The sequence below is a fragment of the Nonomuraea sp. NPDC004702 genome (genome assembly GCF_053601695.1).
On the sequence record NZ_JBSGCE010000045.1, the window covers coordinates 16,549 to 37,175 of the forward strand.

Sequence of the window (20,627 nt, forward strand, 5' to 3'; positions counted from 1 at the left end):
ATCGGTAGGATCCGGCTCATGGACATCATCGCGGCCACCCGGCACGGCAAGGTGCGCGGCCGACTCCACGACGGGATCCAGGTCTTCCGGGGCATCCCCTATGCGGCGCCGCCGTTCGGCGCCCACCGATTCCGCGCCCCGGCGCCCGTCGAGCGCTGGGACGGCGTCCGTGACGCGGCGGAGTTCGGCCCGACCGCCCCCAAGCGGCCCTACCGGCCGCCGCTCGACCGGCTCATCCCCGAGCAGCAGATCCCCGGCGACGAGTGCCTCAACCTGAACGTCTGGACCCCCGGCGCGGACGGCGGCGCGCGTCCGGTGATGGTGTGGATCCACGGCGGCTCCCTGCGCAACGGCTCCTCCAGCCTGCCCCTGTACGACGGCCACGCCTTCGCCAGGGACGGCGTCGTCCTGGTCTCGATCAACTACCGGCTCGGCGTCGAGGGCTTCGGCGTCTTCCCCGACGCGCCGGACAACCGCGGCCTGCTCGACCAGATCGCCGCGCTGGAATGGGTGCGCGACAACATCGCGGCCTTCGGCGGCGACCCCGGCAACGTCACCGTCTTCGGCGAGTCGGCGGGCGCCGTCAGCATCGGCGCGCTGCTCACCAGCCCGCGCGCCAGGGGCCTGTTCCGCCGGGCGATCATGCAGAGCGGTCCGCCGCACACCGTGACGCGGGCCGAGGCCGCGCGGACAGTGCGGCTGATGGCGGACCGGCTCAAGGTGCCGGCCACGGCCGAGGCGTTCGCCGCGATCGACCGGGAGCGGCTGCTCGACGTCCAGACCGAGGTGGTCGGCAAGGCGGACCCGATCACCGGCGGCCCCGGCTTCCACATCGTGACCGAGCCGGACGCCGGTCCGGTCGAGGCCGCCCTGCTCATCGGCGCCAACCGGGAGGAGTACCGGCTCTGGTTCGTCCCGAGCGGGGCCGTGGACCGGGTCGGCCGGCTCACGCTCCGCCTGGCCCTGCTGAAGCTGCGCGTCCCGGGACGGGCCCTGCGGCTCTACCGGTCCGCCCGTCCCGGCGCCACGCCCGGGGAGCTGCTCGGCGAGATGGCCACCGACCTGCTCCTGCGCGCCCCGGTCAACCGCCTTGCCGACAGCGTGGAACGGGCCCACGTCTACGAGTTCGCGTGGCGGACGAAGGTCATGGACCTGCGCGCCTGTCACGCCCTGGAGATCGGCTTCGTCTTCGACAACCTGCGGCACTCCCGCGAGCTGGCCGGCGACGAGCCCCCGCAGGAACTGGCCGACGCGATGCACCGGGCCTGGGTCGCCTTCGCCGCGACCGGCGATCCGGGCTGGCAGCCGTGGGACTCCTCCCGTCCCGTCATGGTCTTCGACTCGCCGGGCTCGGGCGTCGTGCACGCGCCGCGCGACGAGGAGCTCAGGGTCTGGTCAGCTCGCGCGCGGTGATCGCCGCCGCCAGCAGCCGGGCCTGCGCGGGTTCGGCGAGGTCGAGCCCGGTCAGCAGGCTCACCCGGCGCAGCCGGTAGTCCAGCGTGTTGCGGTGGATGTGCAGGTCGAGCGCGGTCCGGCGGCGGTTGTGGCCGCGCTCGACGAAGGCCCGCAGCGTCTCCAGCAGGTGGGGGTGGCCGTCGAGCGGCGCGAGCTTGGCGGCCAGCCGGGCCAGCCCCGCGCCCGGACGGGCCAGCTGGTGTTCGAGCAGCACGTCGTCCAGGCGGTAGAGGCCGGGCGGCCGGGCGAGCCTGCGCACCAGGTCCAGCACCTCGCGGGCCTCCCGCGCCGCGTCGGGGATCGCCGCGGGCGTCGCGGCGCGGGCGGCGGCGGCCGGCACGGGGCGGCCCACGGCCTCGGCCAGCCTGCCCGGGAGCGCGTCCAGGGCGTGCCCGCCGGGCAGCAGCGCGACTCCTTCGACGTGGTCCATCAGCACCAGCGTCCCGGTGTGCGCGTCCAGGGCCGACTGCACGAGCCGGGCCGGCGGCGCGGGCTGTCCCAGGTCCAGGAGCAGCACCTCGTGCTCCTGGCCCACCTCGACCCCCGCCGCCGCGGCCAGGCTCTCGTACGGGTGGCCGCTCAGCAACGCGCCGATCAGCGCGCGGCGCACCCGTTTGTCCTCGCTCCTGATGTCCTCCTGGGCCTGCTGGTGCGCCAGGGCGACGGCGGGCATCGCCGCGCGCAGGCAGCCGAGCATCCGCCGGCCGGCCGCGGCCAGCTCCTCCGGCGCGGCCACCTCGGTCAGCGCCTGCCACCAGACCTCGGCGCCGATGAGGTAGGCGGTCACCGCCGCGTCCAGCGGCAGGTGGTCCTCGGCGCGGCGCGCGGACCACTCGATGACGCGGGTCAGGTCGGCCGGGCCCATGGCGTCGGGGCGGCTGAGCGCACGCAGCAGGATCGTCAGGACGGCCGAGACCGAGCCGGCCACCTCGCCGTGCAGGGTCTCGGGCGGCAACTCCCGGTAGAACGGCACTTCGGCGGCGCACCGGGCGATCACCGCGGCGGTGAGCCCGCGCACCCTCGGCTGCATCCGGCTGTGCAGGTCGGACATCCCGTGATCGTCACATTGCCCAAACCGGCCCGTCAATTCTTGGCCCGAATGCGGAGAGACGGCGGCCTCCGTCGTGTACAGGATTCGTGCAAACCCCCCAGCCAGGAGGCCGCCTTGTTACGACGCCTGCTCACCGCCCTGCTCGTCGTGCACGCACTCGGCACGGCTCCCGCCCACGCCGCGACCACGGACTGGGGCGCGCCCGGCCCCTACGCGACCGCCGTGGAGGTCGGCGTGGTCAACACCCTCTACTACCCGCGCGACATCGCGCGCAGCGACCGCCGCCACCCGGTGATCGTGTGGGGCAACGGCACGGGCGGCGCCCCGCTCGTCTACCGCGTCCTGCTGCTGCAGTGGGCCAGCCACGGCTTCATCGTCTCGGCCGCCAACACCCCGATGTCGAACCTCGGCGTCTCCATGCGGGCCGGCATCGACGCGCTCGCCCGCCGCGACGCCGACCCGTCGAGTCCCTTCCACGGCAAGGTCGACCTGACCCGCGTCGGCGCCTCCGGGCACTCCCAGGGCGGCGCGGCGGCCATCGTCGTCGGCGCCGACGCCCGGGTGGACACCGTCCTGCCCATCCAGCCCGGTCCGCTGGCCGACATCGACGGCGTCCACGGGCCCGCCTTCCTGATGGCCGGTCAGAACGACTCCATCGTCTGGCCCTGGCTGGTCAGGGCCTTCTTCGACGACGCGGACCACATCCCGGCGATCTACGGCGAGGTGCGCGGCGCCGACCACTTCACCGTCGTCGGCGACCCCGGGCCGTTCGCCGCGCCCACCACCGCCTGGTGGCGCTTCCAGCTCATGGACGACCCCGAGGCGCGGGCCCTGTTCCACGGCCCGGACTGCGGCATCTGCCTGGACCACGGCACCTGGTCGGACGTGCGCCGCAACGCGCTCGTGCCGCAGTGACCGAAGGGCCCTCCGGCCGTGGCCCCGTCGGCGTCCTGACGTGCGAGGAGACCGGCCGGAGCGGCGTCTTGGCAGAATGAGCGCGTGACTGACGACCGATCGGCCGCTCCGGCGACCCAGCGCCGGATCGCCGCCTCCGACATCCGGCTGCCCGAGCACATCCTGCTCCAGGGCACCTCCGGCCGGATCCTGCGCGAGGCGCTGCAGCTCTTCGCCGAGCGGGGCTTCTACGGCACCTCCATCCGCGACCTCGCGGTGGCCTGCGAGATCCGCTCGGCGACGCTCTACTCCCACTACCCGACCAAGGAGAACGTCCTGGCGGAGCTGGTGCGCATCGGTCACGAGGAGCACCACCGGCGGCTGACCGAGGCGGCCGCGGCGGGCCCGGCGGATCCCGCCGCGCGCCTGCGCCGGGTGGTGCGCGCCCACGTGCTGGCGCACGCGGAGTTCCCCATGCTGGCCGTCGTGGCCGACAACGAGCTGCACGCCCTGTCTCCCGAGCTGGCCGGCCCCGCGCTCATGCTGCGCGCGGCCGGCCGGCAACTGCTCTTCGACATCATCGACGAGGGCATCGCCGCGGGCGTCTTCGCCGTGCCGGACGCCTTCCTCGCGGTGACCGCGATCAGCGGGATGGGGATGCGCGTGGCGAACTGGTACGACTCCGCCCTGCCGTACGAACCGCACGAAGTCGCGGACACCTACGCGGACTTCGCGTTGCGCATCACCGGGGAGAGCCCCTGACGTCGGACGGCCCCGGGTTATTTGAGGCTGCCCGCCGTGATGCCGCTCACCACCTGACGGTTGAACACCACGTAGACCGCGATCATCGGCAGCGTGATGATCGACAGGGCCGAGAACAGCAGGCCGTAGTCGGTCACGTAGCGGCTGGAGAAGGCCAGCAGGCCGGTCGGGATCGTCTTGAGCGAGTCGTCCTGGATGTAGAGCAGGGCCAGCAGGAACTCGTTCCAGCAGGACAGCGCCGAGAACACCGCCACGGTCGCCAGCCCCGGCCGCAGCAGCGGCAGCGCGATCAGCAGGTAGACCCGCAGGTCGGAGGCGCCGTCGATGTGCGCGGCCTCGAACAGCTCCCGTGGCAGCGCGTCCAGGTAGACCTTGATCAGGTACGTGGCCAGCGGCAGCCCCATGGCCGTGTACGGGATGATCAGCGCCCACCGGGTGTCGCTCAGCGCCAGCTCGGTGAACATCGTGCTCTGGGCGATGAAGTACGACTGCAGCGGCAGCAGCAGCCCGAGCGCCAGCAGGCCCATGAACAGCCCCCGCCCGCGGAAGTCGAAGCGGCTGAACGCGAACGCCGCCGCCGACGACAGCGCCAGGATCAGCAGCACCGACACCGAGGTCACGATCACGCTGTTGAGCGCGTACCCGCCGATGCCGCCGACCTCCCACGCCTCGGCCCAGCGGCCGAAGTCCAGCGACTCGGGCAGGGCGAACGGGTCGGCGAAGATCTGCGCGTTGGACTTGAAGCTGGAGGCCGCCATCCACAGCAGCGGCAGGAAGAACGCCGCCGACACCACGGCCAGCAGCACGGTCGAGAGCCGTCTCATCGGGCCGGCCTCCTGCGCAGTCGCATGAACGCCAGGCCGATGAGCACGACGGCCGCGGTCATCAGCACCGCCATGGCCGAGCCGTAGCCGACCTCGCCGTCGCGGAAGACCACCCGGGTCAGGTACGTGGTGGGGATCTCCGTCGCGTTGTACGGCCCGCCGCCCGTCATGACGTAGAACAGGTCGAACGTCTGGAAGCCGCCCGTGACGCAGAGCAGCAGGCAGACCTCGACCGCGTCCCTGATCATCGGCACCTTGATCCGGCGGAAGATGGCCGGCTCGCCGGCGCCGTCGAGGCGGGCGGCCTCGATCACGTCCGACGGGATCTGGGCGAAGGCGGCGTAGAAGATCGCCATGTAGAACCCGGCGTACACCCACCCGGAGACGACGCAGACGGCCAGCAGCGCCGTGCTCTCGTCACCCAGCCAGACCTCGCCCGGCACGCCGACGAGCCCCAGCAACGCGTTGACCAGGCCGAAGTCGGCGTTGTAGACGAACGCCCAGAGCACGGCCACGACCACCATCGGCAACATGACCGGGGTGAACAGGGCGACCCGGAACCAGGGCGCCCCGCCGCGCCGGGTGACCAGCAGCCCGGCCAGGACGAGGCCCACGGCGACCTCCAGCACGATGGTCACAACGATGTAGATGCCGACATGGACGAACGAATCCAGAAAAATCGTGTCCTGGGCTGCTCTGAGGAAATTGTCGAGGCCGACGAACTCCATCGGCCCGAAACCGGTCCACTCTGTCAGGCTGAACGCCCCGGTCGCCAGCGCGGGCACGAGCACCGCGAAGCCGAACACCAGCAGCGCCGGGGCGGCGAACAGGTACGGCGTGAGCTTGCGTCTCATCCCGCGACGGCCAGCGCTTCCTTGGGAGACTTCACCCCGCCGAGCACCGCGGCCAGCGCGCGGTAGAGCGCGTCGGCGCGCTTGAGGTCATAGCCGGTGTCCGGCGGGGAGACCACGGTCCTGGCCTCGGCCAGCAGGTCGTTGAGCCGGGTGGTGCGCGCGTCGATCTGCCCGGCGCCCGCCGCCCTGGCCTGGGGCACCGTGCCCGCCTTGACGAACGCGGCGGCGTTGGCCGGGGAGTTCAGCAGCGCCAGGAACTCGGCCGACTCCTTGACCTTCCTGCTCCTGGCGTTGATCACGTAGCCGGTGACGACGCCGATCACGCTGTCCTGGTCGCCGGCGCCGCCGGTCATCGCCGGCAGGTTGACGTAGTCGAAGTCCAGCTTCGGGGCCTCGTCCAGGGCCCAGCTGACCAGCCACGCCCCGATCGGGTGCATGGCCGCCTTGCCCTGGAAGAACAGCTGCGCGCCCTCGTTGTCGTTGGCGGCGTTGGCGCTGCTGTTGACGCACTTGTGGTCGTGCAGCTGGGCCACGTAGCCGAGCGCGCGTTCCCAGGCGGGGTCGGTCATGGGGGCCTTGCCCGACAGCACGTCCTGGTAGGACTGCTCGCCGACGACCCGGGAGACCAGGTGGGACAGCCAGTTTCCGGCGGCCCACAGGTCCTTGTTGCCCGAGGCGATCGGGGTGACGCCCTTGGCGTTGAGCGTGTCGCAGGCCGTGAGCAGCTCTTCGAACGTCTTGGGCGGTTGCAGGCCGGCGTCGGCCAGGATCTTGGTGTTGTACCAGAGGACGTTGGTGACATCGGCCGCGAACGGCACCATGACCGTCTTGCCGTCGACCGTGGTGCGCTTGTACGCCTCGTCCGGGATGAGGCCCTTGAGGGGACCTGTGACGACTTGGGAGGAGATGTCGGCGGCGAAGCCGTCCTTGACCCGGGTGCGCAGGCGGTCGCCGGCCCACTCGAAGTAGACATCGGGCGCCTGCCGGCCGTTGAGCAGGTTCTGCAGGCCGATGGTCTGGTAGAGGTCGTCCTCCTGGAAGTTGAGCTCGACCTTGGCGCCCGGGTGTGCCTTCTCGTACTGGGCCGCGACGTCCTTCCACACCTTGATCTGCTCCTCGCCGGGGGAGCTCATCGCGATCCGTAACACCTTGTCGGTGGCCGCGCTCTGCCCGCCGCCACCGCAGGCCGACACCAGCAGCATCAGGGCGAGCGCCCCGGCCGTCCTGTTCACCATGAGAACTCCTCAAGACAGTCGCCGAACACCCGCTTGGGTGCGGGCCGACGGGGGTGCGGTCGTACGTTCCGACGAGCGGTGGCCAGCAGCGCCGGCGCGCCCCGCTCGAACTCCTCCAGCCAGGGCCGCGCCTCGGCCACCAGCGCGCCGCGCCGCGCCGGCCCGCGCAGCAGGTGCCCGGCCGCGGCCAGCAGCTCCTCCGCGTGCGCGGCCGGCAGCCGGTCGCCCGCCGCGGCGTCGCCGGACTCGCGCTCGAACGCCCACTGCTCCAGCACCCCCGTGAGCCTGGGCGCGTCGTACGGCTCCAGGCAGGAGCCGCGCACGTTGTCGGCGAAGAGCCGGTAGGCGGCCAGATCCGCGCCGTCCCCGACGACGTCGGCCAGGGCTCGCTCCCAGCTCTCCTCCGGGTCGTAGCCCTCCGGGTCGCGCAGGTAGTCGGCGACCGTGGCGAAGGCCTCCATGGCCCGCTCGAACGCCACGCACAACGCCTGGACGTCGCCGGCCTCCCGCCACGACGGCCGGTCGGCCTTGGGGGCGTGGACGTAGGTGTTCATGCCCCGGGCGCCGAGGAAGCCGAGCAGGTCGAGCCGCTGCTCGTGACTCCATGGACGGCCGTAGAACCCTTCGATGACCCCGCGGACCGCAAAGCCTGCTGACTTCATGAAGACAGTAAAGAGTCTTTATCTCATCTAGGCAAGAGTCTTTACCAGACTTCTCGAACGGGAGGACACGGTCGTGTTCATGGGCATGACGGCCGCCGAGTGGCGAATCCGGCTCTGAGCCGCCGCTCCACCGCCTCGGACGTCGCGCCGAGGCGGTCCAGCCCGTGCAGGGCCGACCCCACGATCGGCGGCGCGTCCAGCACCCGGACGTCCAACCCGGGCAGCCCCTTGCCGATCCGGGCCAGCAGCCGGGCGTCCCGGCCGGTCAGCACCCCGCCCCCGAGCACGACGGGCACGCTCACCCCGCCCCAGTCCAGCCGCTCGATCGCCGCGCCCGCCCAGGCCGCGACCTCGTCGCCCAGGCGCTCCACCAGCGACACGGCGACGGCGTCCCCTCCGCCCGCCACCTCGAACAGCACCGGCACCAGCTCGTGCAGCCGCTCCTCCGGCAGGCGCCCGAGGTGGAACCCCACGCACACCGAGGTGACGTCCGGCAGGCCGAAGCGGGCGGCCACGGCCTGGCGCAGCAGGGTGCGCGGGCCGCGGCCGTCCTCGTCGCGCACGGCCCACCACAGCACCTCCTCGCCCAGCCATTCCCCGCCGCCCCAGTCGCCCGAGCGCCGGCCCAGCGCCGGCCACCGGGCGACCTGGCCGCCGGGGCCGCGCGCCACGCAGTTCATCCCGCCGCCGCACACCACCGCCACGCCGTACGGCACGTCCGCCCCCGCCCGCAGGATCGCGAAGGTGTCGTTGTCCACGACGACCTCGGGCGCCCACTCCTGCGCCTCGACGGCCCGCTGCAGGATCTCCTGCTCGACCGGCAGGTCACAGTGCGCCAGGAACGCCGACACCCGCTCGGCCACGAAGCCGCGGCGGCCGCTGTCCGGAGGCCGGTCCGCCTGCCGTACGGCCGCCGCAACGAGGTCGGCGAGCAGGCCGATCGCGGCGGGAAGCCGCGGCCCGTGCGGCTGGAACCCGCCGCCGCGCACCCAGGCGAGCAACTCGCCGTCGGCGCCGACCAGCGCCACGTCGGTCTTGCTGTTGCCCGCGTCGATCGCCAGGACCGCGGGCCCGGTCACGAGGCCCAGACCTGGTGGGCCGCCAGCAGCCGGTCGGCCAGCCCCTGCGCCAGGTCGTACTGCCCCACCAGCGGATGGGCCAGCAGCGCCGCCTCCACGTGCGCCCGATCAGGGCGGGACGCCGCCCGCACCGCCAGCTCCTCGTACGCGCTGACGTGCGCGATCAGCCCCGCCTGCAGGGGCTCCACCGCCGGCACGGCCAGCGGGACGGCCCCGGCGGCGGTGATCCGCGCCGGCGTCTCGATCACCGCCGAGGCGGGCAGGAAGGGCAGGGTCCCCTCGTTGCGGACGTTGACCACCTGCACATCCCCCCGGTCATGGAGCAGCGAGGCGAGCAGGTCGACCGCGGCCGTCGAGTAGAACGCGCCGCCCCGCTGCTCCAGGAGCTCCGGCTTGTCGTCCAGCGCCGGGTACATCGCCAGCAGCCGCCGCTCCAGCTCCAGCACCTCCTGCGCCCGCGTCGGGCGCCCGAGCTGCTCGGCCACCACCTGGTCGTGGGCGTAGTAGAAGCGCAGGTAGTAGGAGGGCACGACGCCCAGAGCGGTGATCAACTCGGGGGGCAGCTCGCACTCGGCGGCCAGCTCGGCGACGTGCCGCTCGATCAGCCCCGGCAGCACGTCGACCCCGTCCACCCACGCCGAACGCTCCCACGACAAGTGATTGAGCCCGACATGTCCCAGCGTGAGCTCCGCGGGCGCGCAGCCGTGCAGCCGGGCGAACAGGCGCTGGAACCCGATGGCCACGTTGCACAGGCCGACGGCGCGATGACCGGCGTCGAGCAGGGCGCGGGTGACCAGCCCGACGGGGTTCGTGAAGTCGATCAGCCAGGCGGCGGGGGCGAGGGCGCGGACCCGGCCGGCGATGCGCAGCACTTCGGGGATCGTCCGCAGGGCTTTGGCCAGGCCGCCCGCGCCGGTGGTCTCCTGGCCGACGCAGCCGCACTCCAGCGGCCAGGTCTCGTCGCCGTGCCGCGCTCGCTGGCCGCCGACGCGTAATTGCAGCAGCACGGCGTCCGCGCCTTCGACGGCGTCGTCCAGGCCGGTGGTGAGCCGGACGCGTCCGATCCTGCCGCGCAGCATGCGGGTGGCCAGGCCGCCGACGACGGCGAGGCGTTCCTGGTCGGGGTCCAGGAGGACGAGTTCGTCCAGCTCCAGGGCGGCCAGGCCGCCGGCCAGCTCGGGGGTGTAGGTGGAGCCGCCGCCGACGACGGTGACCTTCATCGGGCCTCCGCCCCGGAGCCGGCGGCCTTGGCCGCCGCGGAGACCTTGGCCGCGGCCGAGATGCGGCGGGTGGCGACCGACTCCCTCAGCAGACGCGTGCCGTGGGCCAGGCCGCCGGTCAGCACGGGCGCGTTGCCCAGCGCCGAGACCTCGACGGCGGGCGGGTGGCGCAGCATGCCCGCCAGCGCGGCGCCGATCTCCGGCAGGATGCTCGCGCAGGCCAGCCCGATGCCCCCGCCGAGCACGACCAGCTCGACGTCGGCGACCCGGGAGATGGTGGCGATCCGCGACGCGATCCGCCGGGCCTCCTCGGCGACGATCGCCGAGGCCAGCCCGTCCCCCCGGGACGCGGCGGCGAAGATGGCCTCCGGCGTGGCGTCGAGCCGCAGCGTGGTGTCGCCGTCGCGCAGACCTGCCGCGATCCAGGCGCGGGCCCATTTCATCAGCGCGTCCCCCGAGGGGCTGTCGGGCAGCTCGTCCTCGCCGGGGGCGGGGTCGTCGACCTCGCCGGCGGCCCCCCGATGCCCTCGATGGGCACGGTCGCCCAGGATCAGCCCGGCCCCGACGCCGGCGCCGATCGACAGGAACGCGAAGTCGGCGACCCCCCGCCCGGCGCCCAGGGCGTGCTCGCCGATGACCGCCAGGTTGACGTCGGTCTCGACCTCGGCCGGCACGCCGAGCGCGGCCTCCAGCCCGGACCGGATCGCCATGCCCTCCAGCGCGGGCCGGTTGCTCTGCCGGATGACCCCCTCCTCGGGATCCACCACGCCCGGCACCCCGGCAGCGACCAGCTCGATCCCCCCGTCGCCCGCCGCCGGGCCGCCGGGGGACAGGGTGTCGCGGACGGCCACGGCGGCGCGCAGGATGGTCGCCGGGTCGGAGTCGTCGATGCGTTCGTCGTGCCTGGCCAGCATCGTGCCGCGCAGGTCGCACAGCGCGCCGCGGACGAAGCGGGTGCCGATGTCCAGGGCCAGGACGTGGGCCAGCGTGTGGACCGGCTCGAAGTAGACGGCGCCGTAATGCATCTCGCCGGGCGGTTCGGCCTGGCGGACCAGGCCGGCGGAGGCGAGCAGGTCGAGGGCGTTGGCCACCGTCGGCTTGGTCATGCCGGTGCGGCGGCTCACCTCGGCCCGTGAGATCGGCGGGTCGGCTCGAATGGCCTCCAGGACCACGGACGCGTTGATCTCGCGCAGGGTGGTGAGCGTCGCATGCTGGGACATGGCCCGAATTCTAGTAAAGACTCTTGCCCGGATGCAATAAAGACTCTTTACTGTATCTCGCAGCCCCCTCATCCGGAGGAACCCCATGGCACGACTCCAGAACCTCCTGCTCGCCGCCACCGTCGCGCTCGGCGCGGGACCGGCCGTCACCGCCGCACCCGCCTCGGCCGCCACGGTCGTCGACCCCTTCGTCCTCCAGGTCGGCGCCACGCTGCCGGCTCCGCAAGGCAGGATCGCCGCACTCGCGGCCGGCCCCGGCGGCGTCGTCGCCGCCGCCCACGACAAGGGCCTGGCCCGGTACGCCGCCGGCGCCTGGACCTCCCTGTCGGCCACCGCCGCCCACAAGGTCGTCTGGCGCGGCGACGACCTCGTCGCCCTCACCGCCGGCGGCCTGCTGACGATCAAGAACGCGGCGAAGGCCGGCCAGAAGGCGGGGGAGGGCGACGAGGTCGCCAAGGGCGCCGATCGGCTGCCGCCGGGCGTCGATCCGGCCACGGCCCTGCTGCTCGGCGGCGACGACGTGATCCTCGTCCAGGGCGACCGCCTCTACCGCAAGGGGCCCGGCGGCTCGTGGCGTCCCGACCGGCTGCCCGGACAGGCCACCGCCGCCGCCCGCGCCGGATCCGGGGCCGTCGCCGTCGCCACCGCCACCGGCGTCTTCGAGCACACCGGCCGGTCGTGGGCCCAGATCTCACCCGCCTCCGGCACCACCCACCTGGCCTACGACTCCAAGGGCCGCCTCTGGCTGGCCGGCCCCACCGGCCTCACGCTGCGGGACGGCGCCACGCTCAAGCAGTACGGCCCCGCCGAAGGGCTGCCCATGCTCGGCTTCACCGCGATCGCCCCCGGCGCCGGCGGCGACGTCTGGCTCGGCACGGCCAAGGGCGCCGTGCACTTCGACGGCGTCACCTGGGAGTACCGGCAGGGCCGCCGCTGGCTGCCCGACGACGCGGTCGCCGCGATCACCGTGGACGGGAACGCCAACGCCTACTTCGGCACCGCCACGGCCGCCGGCGTCATCGAGGCCCGCCGGACCACGCTGGCGGAGAAGGCGGCCGTCTACGAGCAGGCCATCGACGCCCGGCACAAGCGCACCCCGTACGGCTTCGTCGAGGGCATCGGGCTGGCCAGGCCGGGCGACCTGACCCAGTACGGCCAGGGCGCGAGCGACAACGACGGCCTCTGGACGGGCATGTACGGCGCGGCCGAGGCGTTCAGGTACGCCGCCACCAAGGACGGCACGGCCAAGGCCAACGCGCGCAAGGCGTTCGAGGCGCTGAAGTTCCTCGGCGACGTCACCCAGGCGGGCACCAACCCGGCGCCCAAGGGCTTCATCGCCCGCACGATCCTGGAGACCACCGCCACCGACCCCAACATCAAGGACAACGAGCAGCACGACCGCGACAAGCAGAAGGGCGACGCGTACTGGAAGATCCTGGTCCCGCGCTGGCCCAAGAGCGCCGACGGCAAGTGGTTCTGGAAGACCGACGCCAGCTCCGACGAACTGGTCGGCCACTACTTCCTCTACGCGCTCTACCACGACCTGGTCGCGACCGGCGCGGAGAAGGACGAGGTGGCGGGTGTGATCACCAGGCTCACCGACCACCTGATCGACCACGACTTCTCCCTGGTCGACCACGACGGCAAGCCCACCCGCTGGGGCTTCTTCAACCCGAAGGAGCTCAACGGCAACCCGTGGCGGCGGGAGGAACGCGGCCTCAACAGCCAGACGATCATCACATTCCTCACCATCGCCCAGCATGTCGCGAAAAATCCAGAAAAGTACGTGCAGGCCAAGGCCAAGCTCATCGACGAGCACGGCTACGACCTGAACACCCAGCAGCCCAAGGTCACCCCGGGCGTCGGCGGCGGCAACCAGTCCGACGACGAGATGGCGTTCATGAACTACTACCACCTGCTCCGCTACGAGCAGGACGCCGACCTGAAGGCCACCTGGGCCCGCTCCCTCTACGACTACTGGCAGCAGGAGCAGTACGAGCTCAACCCGTTCTTCAACTTCATCGCCGGCCTCACGCTGAAGGACCAGGTCTGGACCGACGCCTACGGCCCCTTCCCGCTGGAGATGACCGGGCCCTGGCTGGAGCAGTCGATCGACACGCTCAAGCGCTTCCCGATCAACATGATCGACTGGAAGCAGAGCAACAGCCAGCGCCTCGACATCGTCAACCTCGGCCGGCACATCCGGCCCGACGCCGACCCGAAGAAGCTCGGCATGCTCCGCAGCGGCACCGTGCTCCCGATCGACGAGCGGGTGATCAGCCACTGGAACCACGACCCGTACAAGCTGGACCAGGGCGGCGACGGCCACGGCGAGAACGACGGCACCTCGTACCTGCTGCCGTACTGGATGGGCCGGTACCACGGGTTCATCGCCGAGAAGTGAGCCGTCCGCGAGTTCTCATCCCCGGCCACATGTGAGCCACAAGGTCGGTGCTGAACAGTCGTCCGCATGGAACTCGACATCTTCGCGTTGGACATGCTTCCCGCCCACGAGGAGGCCCAGCTCTCCGGTTGCATGATGAGCTGCGGGTTCACCGGCTGCGGAAGGACCGTGGTGGAGGGGCTGGTGATGTTCGACGTGTACTGACGGAGCGGCGCCGGAGGAGGCGCCTTCATCCGACGGTGACGGTTCGCCGTCCCCGTCCTGGCAGGACCTTGGAATCACTTGTGGCGACCGGCCGCTCCGGGCGAGCCCGGCGGTCCAGTGCGCCGGGCTCGGCCACAAGCCGGCCACAACTCCTCGCCGTACCTTCGTCCCCGTTCCGCGCGACGCCGCGCGGAACGGGAACGGCACAGACGCGAGGACGGAAGTGAGCCCATGGACAACGGTGAGCGCCCCGAGGGGGATCGTCTCCTGCTCCAGGACGTCGCCAGGGCGGCACTGGCGCGGGCGACCGGGCAGGCGGCGATCGCCGGCTGGGAGATCCACCCCGGCACTCCGTGGACCTACGTGACCCCGGTGGGCTCCGTCCAGCGGGCGCAGGGCTGGAAGCTGCACGTGTCTGCCACCCCGCTGTCGGCGCCCCTGGTGCTGACCCGGGTCGTCGAGGTGCTGGGCCGCCACCGGTGCGCGTTCAAGTTCGCCTCCGGCCTTCAGGAGGTGGCCGCACTCCTGTCCCGGGAGACGCCGCGCGGCTCGGTCGGCAAGTTCGTCACCGTGTACCCGCCGGACGACCGCACCGCCGTGCTGATCGCCGAGGACCTGCACGCGGCCACCTACGCCCTGAGCGGGCCGCCGATCCTGTCCGATCGCGCCTACCGGCCGGGCAGCCTCGTGCACTACCGCTACGGGGTGTTCGCCGCCCCGAGCGAACTCGGCCTCGACGGCGCCTACGTCTCCCGGCTGACCGCGCCCGACGGCACCAAGGAGATCGACCGGCGTGCGGCGTGGTACTCCCCGCCGTCGTGGGCGGCGTGCCCCTTCGAGCCGGAACAGACGCCGCCGGAGGCGGCCCGCCCGGAGCAGGTGCTGCTCGCCGGCCGGTTCGTGGTGCGCAAGGCCGTCCGGCACGGCGCCAAGGGCGGCGTGTTCCTGGCCGAGGACCGGCACGAGGGTGGCGAGGTGGTCATCAAGCAGGCCCGCCCCCACCTCGGCGCGTCGATCGACGGGCGTGACATGCGTGACCTGCTCCGTCACGAGGCGCGCATGCTCGACCTGTTCGGCCCGCCGGGCGTCACGGCGCGCAAGGTGGCGCTCTTCGAGCAGGACGGCAACCTGTTCCTGGCGCAGGAACTGCTGCCCGGCACCACGCTGAGCAGCTGGGCCGGCGAGCACCGCCGCGCCGGCTCCGACGCGGCGTGGCCGGAGGACGTCCTGCGCCTGTCCAGGAGTCTGGTGGCCCTGGTCTCCACCGTGCACGACCAGGGGTACGTGCTGCGCGACCTGACGCCGAACAACGTCATGATCACTCCCGAGCGGGAATGCCGGCTGATCGACCTGGAACTGGCCGCCGTCCCCGGCACGGTCGTCCAGCGGAGCCACACGCCGGGCTACGCGGCTCCCGAGCAGCGCGCCGCCGCCGTGCACGCGCCCGCGCCCGGCCGCGCCGCCGACCTGTACGCGCTGGGCGCGACGCTGTACCACCTGTGCACCGCGTCCACGCCGATGCTGCTGGACGACGACGCCCCCGGCGGGCGGTCACGCGACGCGCGGCTGGCCACGCTGGTCGGCGTCGCCACCGCCGGCGACCCTGTGGCGACCGCGATGGCGCCCCTGCTGCTCGGCCTGATGGCGGAGGACCCCGAGGAGCGGTGGGACCTGCGCCGGGCGGAGGAGTTCCTGGGCGAGCTGTCCGGACGCGACGTGCCGTTCGTGGCGGCCGACGTCCGCCGCCTGGACGGGGCCGGCCAGGATCGCCTCCTCCACGACGGCATCGCCCACCTCCGGCGCGCGATGTCACCGGAGGCGCTCGCCGCCTCCCGGCCCACGGGCGCCCTGTGGCCCGCCTCCGGGTTCGGGGCGACGGCCGATCCGTGTGCCGTCCAGTACGGCTCGGCGGGGGTGCTGCACCTGCTGGCGTCCGTCCTCGCGGGTGACCGGGCGCTCACCCCGCAGGCGCGCGACGATGCCGGCACGGTCCTGCGGGAGGCCGCGGCCTGGACGATCCGCCGTCTGGAGGGTGAGCACCGGCCGTCCCCCGGCCTGTACTTCGGCCGGGCCGGCATCGCCTGGGGCCTGTTCGAGGCGGGACGCCGGCTCGGCGACGAGGCCGTCCGCGCCGCGGGCGTCGAGATGGCGCTCACCCTGCCGGTGACCTGGCCGAACCCGGACGTGTGCCATGGCCTGGCCGGCGCGGGGCTGGCCCTGCTGCACTTCCGGCGGGAGACCGGCGAGGCCCGCTTCGGCGACCGCGCCGGTGAGTGCGCGGACGCCCTGATCAAGGCGGCCCGGCACGCCGACGGTGCGGTGTTGTGGCCCGTCCCCGCCGACTTCGACTCCACGCTGGCCGGCCTCGTGCACTACGGCTTCGCCCACGGGGTCGCGGGGATCGCGACGTTCCTGCTGGCCGCCGGCGCCGCGCTGGATCGCGCGGACTGCCTGGAGACCGCCGTGGCGGCGGGGGAGACGCTGCTGGCCGCGGCGGAGGATCGCGACGGGACGGCCTGGTGGCCGGACTCTCCCGGCGGCGGCGGCAGGATCCCTCACTGGTGCAGCGGATCGTCGGGCATCGGGACGTTCCTCGTCCGCCTGCACGTGGCCACCGGCGACCCGCGCTTCCGGCAGGCCGCCGAGGGCGCCGCCGCCACCGTGTACGCCCGCCGCCTGGCCTCGGGCACCTCCGCCTGCCACGGCCTGGCCGGTGACGGGCAGTTCCTGCTCGACCTGGCCGCCTTCCTGGACGAGCCCCGCTACCGGGCGCAGGCCGAGGAGCTGGCCGCGGTCCTGTGGAGCCGCGCCGTCGTGCGCGGCGGCTCGCTGGTCACGCCGGACGAGGGAGGGACGGCGACGGGCGTCGGCTGGAACACCGGGCTGGCGGGCGTCCTGAGCTTCCTGGACAGGCTCCGGCACGGCGGGCCCCGCCCCTGGACGGCGGACGACGACTCCAGGGGGCCCGCCCGATGAGCAGCCACGTCACCACAGCGGAGAAGGGCCGCCTGCCCGACGTCACCCGCATCAACTTCCGGTTCTCCGGGGACGGCCGGTACGCCGCCTGCCTCGCCCGGCGGGGCCGCGGCCTCCTCGTCCCGGAGGTGTGGGACGTCGCCGGCGCACGCCCGCGCACCCTCCCCACCCGTGCCGGGGAGACCTCGGCGAGCGTGCCGACGCCCACGGACGGCGGCGACGTGCTGCTGTGCCGCGCCGGGGCGGACGGGCACCGCCTGACGCTGGTCACCGCGCCGTCGCACGACGACGCGGACGCCGAGGAGCACGAGCTGGCGGTCTTCCGCGGCGGCGTGGTCAGGGGCGTGGCGGGCGCGGCCCCGGGGATCGCCGCCCTGGCGCTGGCCACCGGCGCCGACGGTCGCACCTCGGTGTGGCGCCTGTCCGGCCGGGCGGAACGGCCGGAGCGGATCGCCACGGCGCCGTACCCGGTCAGGGGCGGGATCTGGCTCGACGCGGCCGGCCACCGGCTCGCCCTGACCAGGGCCGGGACCGAGCCGGCCACCGTGGTCCTGGACACCTCGAACGGCGTCCTCACCCCGCTGGCCGGGCCGGCGGGCGACGAGTACGTCCTGCTGGCGGCCCCCGGCGCGGGCGTGCTGCTGACGGCCGTGCGCCGCGAGGGCGCGTACCGCCTGGGCGTTCGCCACCGCGACGACGACGGGCCCACCCGCCACCCCGAGCGGCTGAACGCCTTCGACGGCGAGGTGACGCCGCTGGCGCTGAACCCCTCGGGACGGCGGCTGGCCCTCGCGGTGAACCGCCGCACCCGCTCCCACCTCGTCCTGCACGACCTGGCGGAGGACGCCGGCGCCGAGGCCGGCCTGCCCGCCGGGGTGATCCATCCGGCCGCCCGCTGGAACACCGGCGGCCTGCACCTGGTCCACAGCGCCCCCGGCCGCCCCGCCGGCCTGGTCGGCATCGCCGGCTGCTCCGTGTCGCGGCCGCCGGCCGCGGGCGGCGAGACGTCCCCGGCCCGGGTGCTGTCCTGCCCGGGGGCGGCGGGCCCGATCGAGGCGATCGTGTACGGCGATCCCGCGACCAGCCACCGGGTGGTGGTCGCGCTGCACGGCGGCCCCGAGGCCGCCTGGCGGTTCGCCCACGAACCGCTCTTCCAGCGCCTGTCCGGGGCGGGCGTCGCCGTCGTCGCGCCCAACCAGCGCGGCAGCACCGGCTACGGAGCCGCCCACCGTGACGCCATCCGCGACGCCTGGGGCGGCCCGGACCTCGCCGACGTCCTCGCCCTGGGCCACGCGCTGGCCGCCGCCCGCGACCCCGGCGAACCGCGGCCGATGGTGTACGGGGCCAGCTACGGCGCCTATCTCGCGCTGCTGGCCTGCGCCGCCCAGGCGGACCTGTGGTCCCGCGCCGCGGTCGTCGCGCCCTTCCTGTCCGGACGGGAGCTGTACGAGGACGGCCCGCCCCCGGTCCGCGCCCTGCTGGACCGCCTCGGCGGACGCACCCGCATCGACGACGAACTCGGCCCCCGCGACCTGCTGCGGCTCGCCGGCCGCATGCGGCTGCCGCTGCTCATCGTGCACGGCGACGACGACCCGATCATCCCCGTCGAGCACTCCCGCCGTCTGTACGCGCGTCTGCGCGCGGACCAGTGGCCCGAGGGCGCCGCACCGACCTACCTGGAGGTCCCCGGCGGGGGCCACGACCTGCAGCACGACGTCCGCGACACCGCGGCCCTGGACCGCGTCGTCGACTTCCTCCGCGCCGGCCCAGGCGCGTAGCTCACCGGCTCGGCCGGTACGGACGCGCTCCGGGACCGGCCGTGAAAAGGGGCGCCGCGCGAGGCGGCCGCCCGCTCACCACCATAGGGAAGGGAATTGCCATGGAGCTGAACGTCTCCGCCCTGGACATGCTGCCGGCCGCCGACGAGGCCGGCCTCATGTACTGCGACATGACCTGCTTCGACGTGAGCGTCAACTGCAGCGGGTCCACCATGAACACCCAGACGATCACCACCACCGGCGGCTGGTACTGAGCCGTCCGGGACGCCTGCGGCGTACCGGGTGATGACCGGACGGACAGCTGAATGAGGTGGGGCCCGGGGCGTCTGCCGCGGGCCCCACCGACCGCCTCGCTACTTGAGCACCTGCGCCGAACGCACCTCGTGCAGGTGGACCAGCACGTCGAAGGCGCGGGACAGGGCGGTGTCGAGCAGCGGGTACGGGTACTGCGTGCCGATGCTGCGGGTCGGGCGCGCCACCGCGAGCCAGTCGCGCGCGGCGGCCGGCGCGGTGCGCATGTCGAGGTAGAAGTCGTCGTAGCGGACCCGGTCGAGGGTGTGCTCGTTGCTGCCGGGCTCGGCGGGACCGGCGGTGAACTGCTTCCAGTCGCCGCCCAGCGCGGCGTCCTTCGACAGGAAGGATCCGCGGTCGAAGGTGAAGCCGACGGCGACGTACTTCTTGCCCAGCATGTCGCGCAGGTAGGCGCCCTGCGTCTTCGGGTAGAGCTTCGGGTCGCCGGCGACGTAACCGGCGTGGGTGTTCTGCGCGGACATGAGGATCTTGCCGCCGTGGTGTCGCAGCCACCAGACGGTGTTGTCGGCCATGACCTGGTCGCGGTAGCGCTCGATGACGCTCAGCCACGACTTGTCGGCCAGGTCGTAGCCGGCGAACTTGGCGGTCTGGGCGATGAACCGGGCATCCTGGACGGCGCTGTCGTACGCGGCCGACGCCTGCGGCCCTCCCAGGCTGACGAGCAGGTCGAGTGCCTGCTGAGCCTTGGCGGCGAGCTGCCGCCGTTCGTCCAGCGGCCGGTTCAGGTAGGCGAAGACGTCGTCGAGCGGGCGCAGCCCCTCGTACAGCGCGGCCAGGGGAGCGGTGGAGTCGGGGTGGGCGCCCCGGACGTACCGCGCGATGCGGGCGAAGACCTCCTCGCCCACCTTCGGCGCGCCGACGTCGTCGCCCATGACGTGCAGCGGGCGTCCGGGGTTGCGGCGGTTGTGCTCGCGCATCCACTCCAGCATCCCGACGAGTTCCGCACGCTCCCACGGCGAGGCCCGCAGCACCTCCTTGGCGATGGCCCGCAGGTCGCCCTTCCCCGTCCGCAGGTACTCGTCCAGCCGCACCCCTCCCGACCAGCTGGCCTCCAGCGCGAACGTGGTGAAACCCTTCTGCTCCACGAGATAACGGAAGACCCGCTCCTTCACCGTGAAGAACTCATGCGAACCGTGGGTCGCCTCGCCCATGCCGACGACCCGAGCGTCACCCACCATCCGGCCGAACGCCCTGAGGTCGCCCGACTCCGCGCCCGGCTCGGTCGAGCGCAGTTCCTGCGCCGCCGCCTCCAGAGCTCGCACGGGCTCGGCGGGCGCGGCGGGCGCGGCCGCGAAGGCCGCCTGGGCCAGGACGGGCACGAGGGTCAGGCCCGCCGCGAGGGCGGCGAGCTTCCGGCCAACGGTCATGTCACTTGCTCCTTGGTGTCGCCATTACTTGACGCCAAGAACCGTATGACGCGCCCGGATGCCCAGACGATGCCGCTGACCTGCGCATTTTTCGGCGTACGCACTGCCTGGAACAGGTAGGGCCAGCCCTACCGAGGCCGCCCTCGCGCGGCCGTGCTCCCTCTGTTCGCGCACCGCTCGTAGGACTTCTCGTCGGCGTCCCATCTCGGGTTCTCCGGGGAGGAGATCGAGCAGGTCACGGGCATGCTTCGGCGGATCATGGCCAACCTGGCCTCGTCGCTCATTGTGCCTGCTGAAACACGCGCTTGAGGCGTCCCCCCAGGCGGGCCA

Annotated in this window: 17 protein-coding genes; 8 read left to right on the forward strand and 9 right to left on the reverse strand. The window is 73.3% G+C overall.

Going from position 1 to position 20,627, the window contains the following annotated elements:
* Positions 1-18: 18 nt before the first annotated feature.
* Positions 19-1,413 (forward strand): carboxylesterase/lipase family protein, encoded by a 1,395-nt coding sequence (locus ACWEJ6_RS38695; RefSeq protein ID WP_452430300.1) that lies wholly within the window; start codon positions 19-21, stop codon positions 1,411-1,413.
* Here the strand turns inward: ACWEJ6_RS38695 and ACWEJ6_RS38700 are convergent.
* A complete protein-coding gene (locus ACWEJ6_RS38700; RefSeq protein WP_452430302.1) occupies positions 1,385-2,506 on the reverse strand; it encodes a PucR family transcriptional regulator in 1,122 nt (373 codons plus the stop codon). The genes ACWEJ6_RS38695 and ACWEJ6_RS38700 overlap by 29 nt on opposite strands.
* Before the next feature lie 114 nt (positions 2,507-2,620).
* On the opposite strand from ACWEJ6_RS38700, the gene ACWEJ6_RS38705 reads away from it, so the two are divergent.
* Entirely contained in the window at positions 2,621-3,421 is an 801-nt protein-coding gene (locus ACWEJ6_RS38705; protein WP_452430304.1) for an alpha/beta hydrolase family protein, read from the forward strand.
* A gap of 84 nt (positions 3,422-3,505) precedes the next feature.
* Positions 3,506-4,162: a TetR/AcrR family transcriptional regulator gene (locus ACWEJ6_RS38710; RefSeq protein ID WP_452430306.1), complete on the forward strand. Its 657-nt coding sequence runs from the start codon at positions 3,506-3,508 to the stop codon at positions 4,160-4,162.
* A 17-nt stretch (positions 4,163-4,179) separates the two neighbouring features.
* Here the strand turns inward: ACWEJ6_RS38710 and ACWEJ6_RS38715 are convergent, their stop codons facing one another.
* From ACWEJ6_RS38715 to ACWEJ6_RS38745, 7 genes are all read right to left on the reverse strand, one after another.
* Positions 4,180-4,986, reverse strand: a complete 807-nt coding sequence (locus ACWEJ6_RS38715; protein ID WP_452430308.1) for a carbohydrate ABC transporter permease — start codon at positions 4,984-4,986, stop codon at positions 4,180-4,182.
* On the reverse strand, positions 4,983-5,840 hold the full coding sequence (locus ACWEJ6_RS38720; protein WP_452430310.1) for a carbohydrate ABC transporter permease: 858 nt from the start codon (positions 5,838-5,840) through the stop codon (positions 4,983-4,985). The genes ACWEJ6_RS38715 and ACWEJ6_RS38720 overlap by 4 nt, the downstream gene beginning before the upstream one ends.
* Complete coding sequence (locus ACWEJ6_RS38725; protein WP_452430312.1) at positions 5,837-7,075, reverse strand: ABC transporter substrate-binding protein; 1,239 nt, start codon at positions 7,073-7,075, stop codon at positions 5,837-5,839. The genes ACWEJ6_RS38720 and ACWEJ6_RS38725 overlap by 4 nt, the downstream gene beginning before the upstream one ends.
* Positions 7,069-7,737 (reverse strand): beta-N-acetylglucosaminidase domain-containing protein, encoded by a 669-nt coding sequence (locus ACWEJ6_RS38730; protein ID WP_452430314.1) that lies wholly within the window; start codon positions 7,735-7,737, stop codon positions 7,069-7,071. Before ACWEJ6_RS38730 ends, ACWEJ6_RS38725 begins: the two co-directional genes overlap by 7 nt.
* A gap of 77 nt (positions 7,738-7,814) precedes the next feature.
* Positions 7,815-8,816: an N-acetylglucosamine kinase gene (locus ACWEJ6_RS38735; RefSeq protein ID WP_452430317.1), complete on the reverse strand. Its 1,002-nt coding sequence runs from the start codon at positions 8,814-8,816 to the stop codon at positions 7,815-7,817.
* The gene (locus ACWEJ6_RS38740) at positions 8,813-10,036 is read right to left on the reverse strand and encodes a family 4 glycosyl hydrolase (protein ID WP_452430319.1); all 1,224 of its coding nucleotides are present in this window, start codon (positions 10,034-10,036) and stop codon (positions 8,813-8,815) included. The genes ACWEJ6_RS38735 and ACWEJ6_RS38740 overlap by 4 nt, the downstream gene beginning before the upstream one ends.
* Positions 10,033-11,256, reverse strand: coding sequence for an ROK family protein (locus ACWEJ6_RS38745; RefSeq protein ID WP_452430321.1), 1,224 nt, complete (start codon positions 11,254-11,256; stop codon positions 10,033-10,035). Before ACWEJ6_RS38745 ends, ACWEJ6_RS38740 begins: the two co-directional genes overlap by 4 nt.
* A gap of 85 nt (positions 11,257-11,341) precedes the next feature.
* Between ACWEJ6_RS38745 and ACWEJ6_RS38750 the strand changes: the two genes are divergently transcribed.
* The 5 genes from ACWEJ6_RS38750 to ACWEJ6_RS38770 all read left to right on the forward strand — a co-directional run bounded on the left by ACWEJ6_RS38750 (position 11,342) and on the right by ACWEJ6_RS38770 (position 18,872).
* Positions 11,342-13,660 carry a hypothetical protein gene (locus ACWEJ6_RS38750; RefSeq protein ID WP_452430323.1) on the forward strand — a complete coding sequence of 773 codons (2,319 nt, stop codon included), beginning with the start codon at positions 11,342-11,344 and terminating at the stop codon, positions 13,658-13,660.
* A 66-nt stretch (positions 13,661-13,726) separates the two neighbouring features.
* Positions 13,727-13,864 (forward strand): hypothetical protein, encoded by a 138-nt coding sequence (locus ACWEJ6_RS38755; RefSeq protein WP_397162608.1) that lies wholly within the window; start codon positions 13,727-13,729, stop codon positions 13,862-13,864.
* A gap of 231 nt (positions 13,865-14,095) precedes the next feature.
* Positions 14,096-16,840: a class IV lanthionine synthetase LanL gene (gene lanL / locus ACWEJ6_RS38760; RefSeq protein ID WP_452430326.1), complete on the forward strand. Its 2,745-nt coding sequence runs from the start codon at positions 14,096-14,098 to the stop codon at positions 16,838-16,840.
* The gene (locus ACWEJ6_RS38765; RefSeq protein WP_452430328.1) at positions 16,837-18,618 is read left to right on the forward strand and encodes an alpha/beta hydrolase family protein; all 1,782 of its coding nucleotides are present in this window, start codon (positions 16,837-16,839) and stop codon (positions 18,616-18,618) included. The genes lanL and ACWEJ6_RS38765 overlap by 4 nt, the downstream gene beginning before the upstream one ends.
* 101 nt (positions 18,619-18,719) lie before the next feature.
* Positions 18,720-18,872, forward strand: a complete 153-nt coding sequence (locus tag ACWEJ6_RS38770) for a hypothetical protein (protein WP_387683147.1) — start codon at positions 18,720-18,722, stop codon at positions 18,870-18,872.
* Positions 18,873-18,971: 99 nt separating this feature from the next.
* Here ACWEJ6_RS38770 and ACWEJ6_RS38775 read toward each other — a convergent pair whose 3' ends face one another.
* Positions 18,972-20,297 carry an erythromycin esterase family protein gene (locus ACWEJ6_RS38775; protein WP_452430330.1) on the reverse strand — a complete coding sequence of 442 codons (1,326 nt, stop codon included), beginning with the start codon at positions 20,295-20,297 and terminating at the stop codon, positions 18,972-18,974.
* Positions 20,298-20,627: the final 330 nt, after the last annotated feature.